Origin of the sequence: uncultured Clostridium sp. (assembly GCF_947072515.1) — a bacterium.
Taxonomy (GTDB): Bacteria; Bacillota; Clostridia; order Clostridiales; family Clostridiaceae; genus Clostridium.
On sequence record NZ_CAMTIG010000094.1, the window covers coordinates 1 to 8,402 of the forward strand.

Below are 8,402 nucleotides of genomic sequence, written 5' to 3' on the forward strand. Positions count from 1 at the left end.
TTCAATTTTCAAAGACCATTTTTTCCTCATCGCTTTTGGCGACTTGTTTAGTTTATTACGTTTTTTCATTTTTGTCAACAACTTTTTAAAAGTTTATTTCAAAAATTTTTCCGTACATTCCAACTTCGCTTAATGTTGTTTCGTTCGGTTGGAACATTTACTATCTTATCACTTTATTTCCGCTATATTAAATCAAATTATACTATCAATTAAAATTGTCGTCATATTACTACATTTTTCTATCTTTTTCTATCTTTTTCTCATTGTGATACACCTGGCTACATAGTTGTTGTTATTTTATAAAAACTTCTATTTTATCACTTCTTTATATTTTATTACATAAAAATAGAGCAAACTAATTGCTCTATTTTTCTAATAATTGAATCCTCTTCTTTGAATAACCACAGGATATTCTTCTGTTCCTATATATTTTTCTTTCTCCTCAATATTCATATTTTTTTCTACAATTATATTTTTTAATTCCGATTCTTTTCCAATAGTTGAGTTTTGCATTATTATACAGCCTTCTAATTTTGCACCCTTAGCTACATGTACACTTCTTCCTATTACGCAATTATTTACTTCTCCTTCTATATAACACCCATTCGCTATAATTGAATTTCCAACCTTACTGTCCTCTGTATATAAAGTAGGTGCACAATCCTTAGCTTTTGTATATATTAATTCTTCCCCTGAAAATAATTCTTCACTTATTTCAGGATTTAAAAAATTCATATTTGTTTTATAATACTCCTCTAATGTATTTATACAGCTTAAATATCCTTCAAATTTATATGCAAATACATTCAATGTATTTAACTTTGAATGTATAAACTCCTTAACTTTTCTATATTCTCCACTTCTTATACAGTCATATACTATATCTATAAAAAGCTCTGTCTTCATAAAATACATTTCCATACTAATATTACTACATTTTTTCTCTCCTAAGTTTTTTCCTATACTTAAAACTTTATTATTTACATCTAAATTTAATACATCACATTCAACAAAAGTCTTGTCTGCATTCTTTACTTCTTTATATACGATAGTAACATCGTTATTGTTCTTTTTATGCTCTTGAATTAATTGTCTATATTCAATATTACAAACCATATATGATGGTGCTATTAAAATATATTCTTTTCTACTATATTTTATAAACTCTATATTTTCTAAAAAATTTCTAACATCACTAAACTGCGGATCCTCTTCTCCAAAATTAAATACTTTTAACCCATCTTTTTTTCTATGCAAATCCCATGGTCTTCCATTTGTTAAATGATCCATTAAAGATCTAGATTTATTTTTTGTAAATATCCCTATGCATTCAACTCCTGAATTTGTCATATTTGATAATACAAAATCAATCATTCTATATTTCCCTGCTATAGGAACTGATCCTAAATTTCTTTTCTTAACAAGTTCTCCCAACCCTTTTTCATCTTCATCTAAATTAATAATTCCTATACAATCATTCATTTTATTTACCCATAAGCTACAGTTCTATTTCAGTAACTAATTTGCTTCCTTTCTTTATATAATCTTTAGATCCCACTACTGCTATCTTTTTTCCATCCCCAATAAAAGATTCTTTTCCTATCCTAGCTTCTGCTCCTATTATTGCCTTTTCTATATAAACATTATCTTCTATATATGCATTATTCATTATTACAGAGTCTTTTATGGTAACATTTCTGCCTACATGGACTCCTTGAAATACAATTGAATTTTCCACTTCTCCTTTTACAATGCAACCTTCCACAACCAAAGAATTCTTAACACTCGCTTCTTTTCCTATTATCTGTGCTGGACTAACTGGATTTTCAGAGTATATTTTCCACTCATCATCATATAAAGATAATTTATTATCTTTATCTAATAAATCCATATTTGCTTCCCAAAGACTTTCTATTGTCCCAACATCCTTCCAATATCCTTCAAATGGATATGCTATTAATTTATTTCCTTCATCGAGCATCTTAGGAATTATATTCTTTCCAAAATCATTATTTGAAATTGGATTCAGTTCATCTTCTTCTAAATGTCTTTTTATCATTTTCCAATTAAATATATATATTCCCATAGATGCATTTGTACTTTTAGGAAAATCAGGCTTTTCTTCAAATTCATAAATTGTTAAGTCAGAATTTGTATTCATTATTCCAAACCTTGATGCCTCTTCTATTGGTACATCAATAACAGCTATTGTTGCATCAGCATTTTTTTCTTTATGAAAATTTAGCATTTTAGAATAATCCATTTTATAAATATGATCTCCTGATAATATCAATACATATTCTGGATTATAGCTATCTATATATTCTATATTTTGATATATTGCATTTGCTGTTCCTTTATACCATTCTCCTCCTTGTTCTTCTTGATATGGTGGTAATATACTTACCCCACTTCCTCTTCTATCTAAATCCCATGGACTTCCTATCCCTATATGTGTATTTAGTTCTAACGGCTTATATTGTGTTAAAACTCCAACTGTATATATTCCAGAATTTGAACAATTGCTTAATGGAAAATCTATTATTCTATATTTCCCCCCGAACGGTACTGCAGGTTTTGCCAATTTTTTTGTTAATACACCTAATCTCGATCCTTGTCCACCCGCTAGTATCATCGCAACCATTTCTTTTTTGCTCATAACCAATCTCCTCTCATATGTTAATTTTATTTACTTTAATATCCTTATTTAAACATATGAGGTTAGCTATGCTTTTATACATATCTTTTCAAATTTATATTTATCTTATTATGTAAATAATTTATATTAAAATGACACAGCTTATTAATGCTGTGCCATTCACTTTTCTACAAATTTTTATAAATTAATTCTGATCCCCATATTCCTGTTGCATACTCTGATATAGTTCTATCAGATGAGAATATTCCTGAATGTGCTATATTTATTCCACATTTTTTTTGCCAATTATAAATATCTCTAAACTCTTTATCTACTCTTTCATTAGTTGATATATATGAATCAAAGTCCTTCAACACAAAAAATTCATCATTATAAGTTATTAAGTTATCATATATTGGTCTAAATCTTTCTCTATCCGCACAATACTTTCCATTAACTAAATCATCTATTGCAGCTCTTATCCTTTGATCATCTCTATAATACTCATAAGAAGAATATCCTCCATATTTATATAAATTTAAAACCTCTTGAGATTGTAATCCAAATATAAAGATATTTTCTTCGCCAACCTCATCTTTTATTTCTATATTAGCACCATCTAATGTAGCTATTGTTAATGCTCCATTCATCATAAATTTCATATTAGATGTTCCAGATGCCTCTTTAGTCGTCGTCGATATTTGCTCACTTAAATCTGCTGCTCTTATAATTTCTTCTGCTAATGAAACTCTATAATTATCTAGAAATACTACTTTTAATTTATCATTAACCCTACTGTCATTATTTATAACTTTAGCCATTCTATTTATAAGCTCTATAGTATTTTTAGCTAAATGATAGCTTGGTGCAGCTTTTCCACCAAAAATAAATGTTCTTGGTACTATATCTTTATTAGGATTCATCAATAACTCATTATATATATGCATTATTCTTAAGCAATTAAGACTCTGTCTTTTATATGCATGAATTCTTTTTACTTGTACATCAAATATAGAATCTGGATCTACTACTATTCCTTTAGTCTCTAAAATAGTTTTGGCAAGCTTCTCTTTATTACTTCTTTTTATCCTAGCAAGTTCTAATTGAATTTCCTTTTTCCATACCTCATTCTCAAACTTACTTAAATCCGTTGGATGTTTTATAAATCCATCTCCTATAGTATTTCTAAGCAATTTTGTCAGTTGAGGATTACTTTTTACAAGCCATCTTCTATGTGTTATTCCATTGGTTTTATTATTGAATTTATTTGGATAGAAATAATATAAATCTCTCATTTCTTGTTTCTTTAAAATTTCTGTATGAAGTTTCGCGACTCCATTGACACTATGACTTCCTACTACAGCTAAGTGTGCCATTCGTATTTGTCCATCCGCTATAATTGCCATTCTAGAAATTTTATCCCATTGTCCTATATATTTATTCCAAAGCTCTTGACAGTATCTTTCATTTATTTCTGTTACTATCATATAAATTCTTGGTAACAATGTCTTAAACATATTTATTGACCATTTTTCTAATGCCTCTGCAAGTATTGTATGATTTGTATATGATACTGTTCCGATAGTTATCCTCCATGCCTCTTCCCATGGTAAACCTTCTTCATCTAATAATATTCTCATAAGTTCTGGAATTGCTAATGTTGGATGTGTATCATTTATATGAATTGCTATTTTTTCATTTAAATTCTCTATTTTCCCCCCATGTTTTTTATAATGCCTTATAATACTTTGCACTCCTGCCGAAACAAAGAAATATTGTTGTTTAAGTCTAAGCATCTTTCCTTCATATTGACTATCATTAGGATATAGTACTTGTGATATAGCTTCAACTGAATTTTTATATTCTAATGCTTTTAAAAAATCTCCTCTACTAAAAGTTGAAAAATCAAATTCATCATTTACAGTTTCTGCACTCCAAAGCCTTAAATTATTTATAGTTTCATGCTCATATCCTACAACAGGAGTATCATATGGAACTGCTAAAATAGGTTCATAATTTATATGTGTGAATTTAACTTTCCCATTAACTTTTTCTGATACTACATTACCTCCAAATTTAACGATTTCATTTTTATCTTGATTCCTTTTCTCCCAAAGATTTCCGTCTCTTAACCAATTATCCGAAACTTCAACTTGCATGTCATCTACTATTCTTTGTTCAAAAAATCCATATTTATATCTTATACCACAACCATGTCCTGCTATATTTAATGATGCCATTGAATCTAAAAAGCATGCAGCAAGCCTTCCTAAACCACCATTACCTAAACCTTGATCATGTTCTAAACTCTCTAATTCATTTAAATCAACATTAAGTTCTTTCAATGCCTCCTTACAAACATCTCTTAATCCTAAATTTAATAATGCATCACCTAACAGTCTTCCTAACAAAAATTCCATGGAAAAATAATATATTTGCTTTTCTCCACTGTTATTATACTTTTTTGTTGTTTGAACCCATTTCTCTCCTACATAATCTTTTACTAAACTTCCTAAAGCTTCATATTTTTTATAATTACTTGCTTCATTTAGCTCTTCTCCATGAATTTCAAAAAACTTTTTAAGATACGCTTTTTTAAATTCTTCTTTTCCAATATTTATCATAAATATACCCCCTATTATAAGGATTATCTATATACTTTTATAAAGCTTTAAATAATCCCGTGCAGATTTATCCCAACTATTGTCAGACTCTAGTGCTTGCCTTACTATTGACTTCCAAAGAGGTTTGTTTTGAAAAGCATCTAGTGCTTCTTCTATGGTATTTGCCATCTCATGTGCATTATAATTTTTAAAACTAAATCCATTTCCTTGTCCACTATATTTATTAAATGCAAATATAGTATCTTTTAGACCACCAGTTTCTCTTACTATTGGTACAGACCCATATCTCAATGCAATTAATTGTCCCAATCCACATGGTTCAAATAAAGATGGCATTAAAAACATATCCGACGCCGCATATATTTTATGCGCTAATTCATTATCAAATATAATATTTGAAGATACCTTTTCCTTATATCTATATTCTAATTGTTTAAAATGTTCCTCAAAATGATAATCCCCTGTTCCTAAAATAACTATTTGTACATCTCTTTGAAGTATTCTATCTATCATAGTTACTATTAAGTCAAAGCCTTTTTGACTTGTCAATCTTGATATTATACCAATTAGCGGTATATTCTCATTAACTTTCAATCCCAATACTTTTTGTAATTTTATTTTATTTTCTTCCTTTCCATATTCCACATTTTCTTTTCCATATGTTCTATATATAAGTGAATCTGTATTAGGATTATATTCCTTATAATCTATACCATTTAAAATTCCATTTAACACTTCATCTCTCTCATTTAAACACCAATCCATTCTTTCTCCAAATTCTGAAGATTTTATTTCTTCTACATAAGAATAACTAACTGTTGAAATCCTATCTGCATACATGATTCCACCTTTCATAAAGCTAATTCCATTATCAAATGCTAAGCTTCCATTATAATAAGGTTCTAAATCATATCCAAATAACTCTGATAAAATATTTTTATCAAATATTCCTTGAAATTTGAGATTATGAATTGAAAATATGGTCTTCATATCACTATAAAATAAATCCTTTTTGTATTCTAAATTTAATAATACAGGTATCATTCCAGTATGCCAATCATTACAATGTACTACATTTGGTTGATAATCAATTTCTTTCATAAATTCTAATACGGCTCTTGTGAAAAATGCAAAACGTTCTCCATCATCTACATACCCATATATTCCATCTCTTCCAAAATAATATTCATTATCTAAAAGATAATATTTTACTCCATCACAATCATATTCAAATATCCCACAATATTGTTTTCTCCATCCAACATTAACTACAAACCATTTTATAAATTTTAATTTATCCTTTAATTCTTCATTTATATCCTTATATTTAGGAATTACTACTCTTGCATCAACTCCACTTTTACATATTTTTTTAGGTAATGATTCTAAAACGTCACCTAATCCTCCACTTTTAATAAATGGATTTGCTTCTCCCGCTACATACAACACTCTCATTTTTTAAGCTCCTTTCAACTTAATTTTTTAAAATACTTATATTTCTCTAATCTTTTTATATTTTATACCTTCAAAATATCTTTAATTTACTTAACAACCCTCACTACTCAGAATCTTTATTATCAATACTATTCCTTAGATATATTTATTCATCTTTATATTGTTTTAGAATTTAAACTTATTAAATAATATAATCTCACTTAAAATAAGTATTATATATTTTTCTTATATAATAAAAATAGAGGCTTAAGAAATCTCTTAAGCCTCTATCTTATCTAATTTAAGCAATTCCTATTTGCTTAATATCCTTAGTTTTAGTTGTATTTTTAACTTTTCCACTAAAAATTTTATTCTTTATTAAATGAAAAATCATAGCTACAACTATTGCTATAACTAAATTTACACAAACAGTTAAGATTAAAGTTAAAATTAACTCAACCCCCGCCATTTTGTCATTTTTTGTCAAACTAACACAAGTTCTCCATTCACTCATATTATAAGATACTACTATTAAAATAGCTGCTAATACAGTTAATGGTACAAATTGCAATAATGGTACAAAAACAAGTAATACAGTAAGTAAAATTATTGCATGCACTATTCCAACAATAGGTGTTCTTCCTCCACTTTTTACACTGGCTGTTGTCCTAGCAATAGCTCCTGTTGCTGGAATTCCACCAAATAATGATAAGACAATATTTGCTATACCTTGACTAATAAGTTCAGTATTTGAATTATGTTTATATCCTAACATATCATCTGTTACTACTGCCGTAAGTAATGCTTGAATATATGCTAAAAAAGCTATTGTTATTGCTGGAAACATTAATTGTTGAATACTTGCTAACGTTATATTCGGTATTTCTGGCATTGGAATAGTTGAACTAATCGTTCCAAATGTACTTCCAACAGTAGCAATATGTATATTAAAAAATTTTACTCCAAGAGTTATAAATATTAATGCTATCAACGAACTTGGAATAGTTTTATTTATTTTAGGAAAAAATAAGATTATTCCTATTGATATTAATCCAATAATTAATGTCGCAATATTTACACTATGTATATTAATAAAGTACGCATTCCATTTCCCAAAAAAACTTTCTGGCATTTTTCCTATTTCCAATCCGAGAAATTCTTGAATTTGAGCTGTAAATAACACTACACCTATTCCTGCAGAAAATCCTAGTATAATACTTTTAGGAATATACTTAATAAGATTTCCAAGTTTTAAAACACCTAAGATAATAAGAATTACACCTGCCATTAATGTTGCTATTAATAATCCTCCGAATCCATATTTTTGAATGATTCCATAAACAATTACTACAAATCCTCCAGTTGGCCCCCCTATTTGAACTCTACTTCCTCCAAATATTGATACACATAGACTTGCTAATATTGCCGTTAACAATCCCTTTGCTGGACTTACTCCTGATGAAATCCCTATTGCTATCGATAATGGTAATGCTATAATAGCAACTACACTTCCTGCAATTACATCCTTAATAATTTGCTCTTTACTTATCCACTTTTTTCTATTTTGAATCATAGAAAAAAATTCCGGTCTCCTCACGTATCTTCATCCCCTATCATTAAATAAATTTTTTGTAAACTAAATTTCCCCACGAAAAAAACCAGTAGATAACTACTGGTTTTTCCTATGTTTTCACTTGGCAATTTCC

General features: G+C 28.2%; 5 protein-coding genes. All 5 read right to left on the minus strand.

Features of this window, described 5'->3' with window-relative positions; genetic code table 11:
* Nucleotides 1–372: 372 nt before the first annotated feature.
* Nucleotides 373–1,482 (minus strand): glucose-1-phosphate adenylyltransferase subunit GlgD, encoded by a 1,110-nt coding sequence (gene glgD, locus Q0W06_RS18480; protein ID WP_297639271.1) that lies wholly within the window; start codon nt 1,480–1,482, stop codon nt 373–375.
* Between the two features lie 16 nt (nt 1,483–1,498).
* On the minus strand, nt 1,499–2,659 hold the full coding sequence (locus Q0W06_RS18485; protein ID WP_297639273.1) for a glucose-1-phosphate adenylyltransferase: 1,161 nt from the start codon (nt 2,657–2,659) through the stop codon (nt 1,499–1,501).
* 167 nt (nt 2,660–2,826) lie between these two features.
* Entirely contained in the window at nt 2,827–5,262 is a 2,436-nt protein-coding gene (locus tag Q0W06_RS18490) for a glycogen/starch/alpha-glucan phosphorylase (RefSeq protein WP_297639276.1), read from the minus strand.
* 27 nt (nt 5,263–5,289) lie between these two features.
* On the minus strand, nt 5,290–6,717 hold the full coding sequence (glgA, locus tag Q0W06_RS18495; protein ID WP_297639279.1) for a glycogen synthase GlgA: 1,428 nt from the start codon (nt 6,715–6,717) through the stop codon (nt 5,290–5,292).
* A 280-nt stretch (nt 6,718–6,997) separates the two neighbouring features.
* Entirely contained in the window at nt 6,998–8,293 is a 1,296-nt protein-coding gene (locus Q0W06_RS18500; protein ID WP_297639281.1) for a SulP family inorganic anion transporter, read from the minus strand.
* Nucleotides 8,294–8,402: the final 109 nt, after the last annotated feature.

Coding starts and splice junctions, on each gene's coding strand:
- glgA (WP_297639279.1), bottom strand. CDS start 6,717: ATGAGAGTGTTGTATGTAGCGGGAGAAGCAAATCCATTTATTAAAAGT.
- Q0W06_RS18485 (WP_297639273.1), bottom strand. CDS start 2,659: ATGAGCAAAAAAGAAATGGTTGCGATGATACTAGCGGGTGGACAAGGA.
- Q0W06_RS18490 (WP_297639276.1), bottom strand. CDS start 5,262: ATGATAAATATTGGAAAAGAAGAATTTAAAAAAGCGTATCTTAAAAAG.
- glgD (WP_297639271.1), bottom strand. CDS start 1,482: ATGAATGATTGTATAGGAATTATTAATTTAGATGAAGATGAAAAAGGG.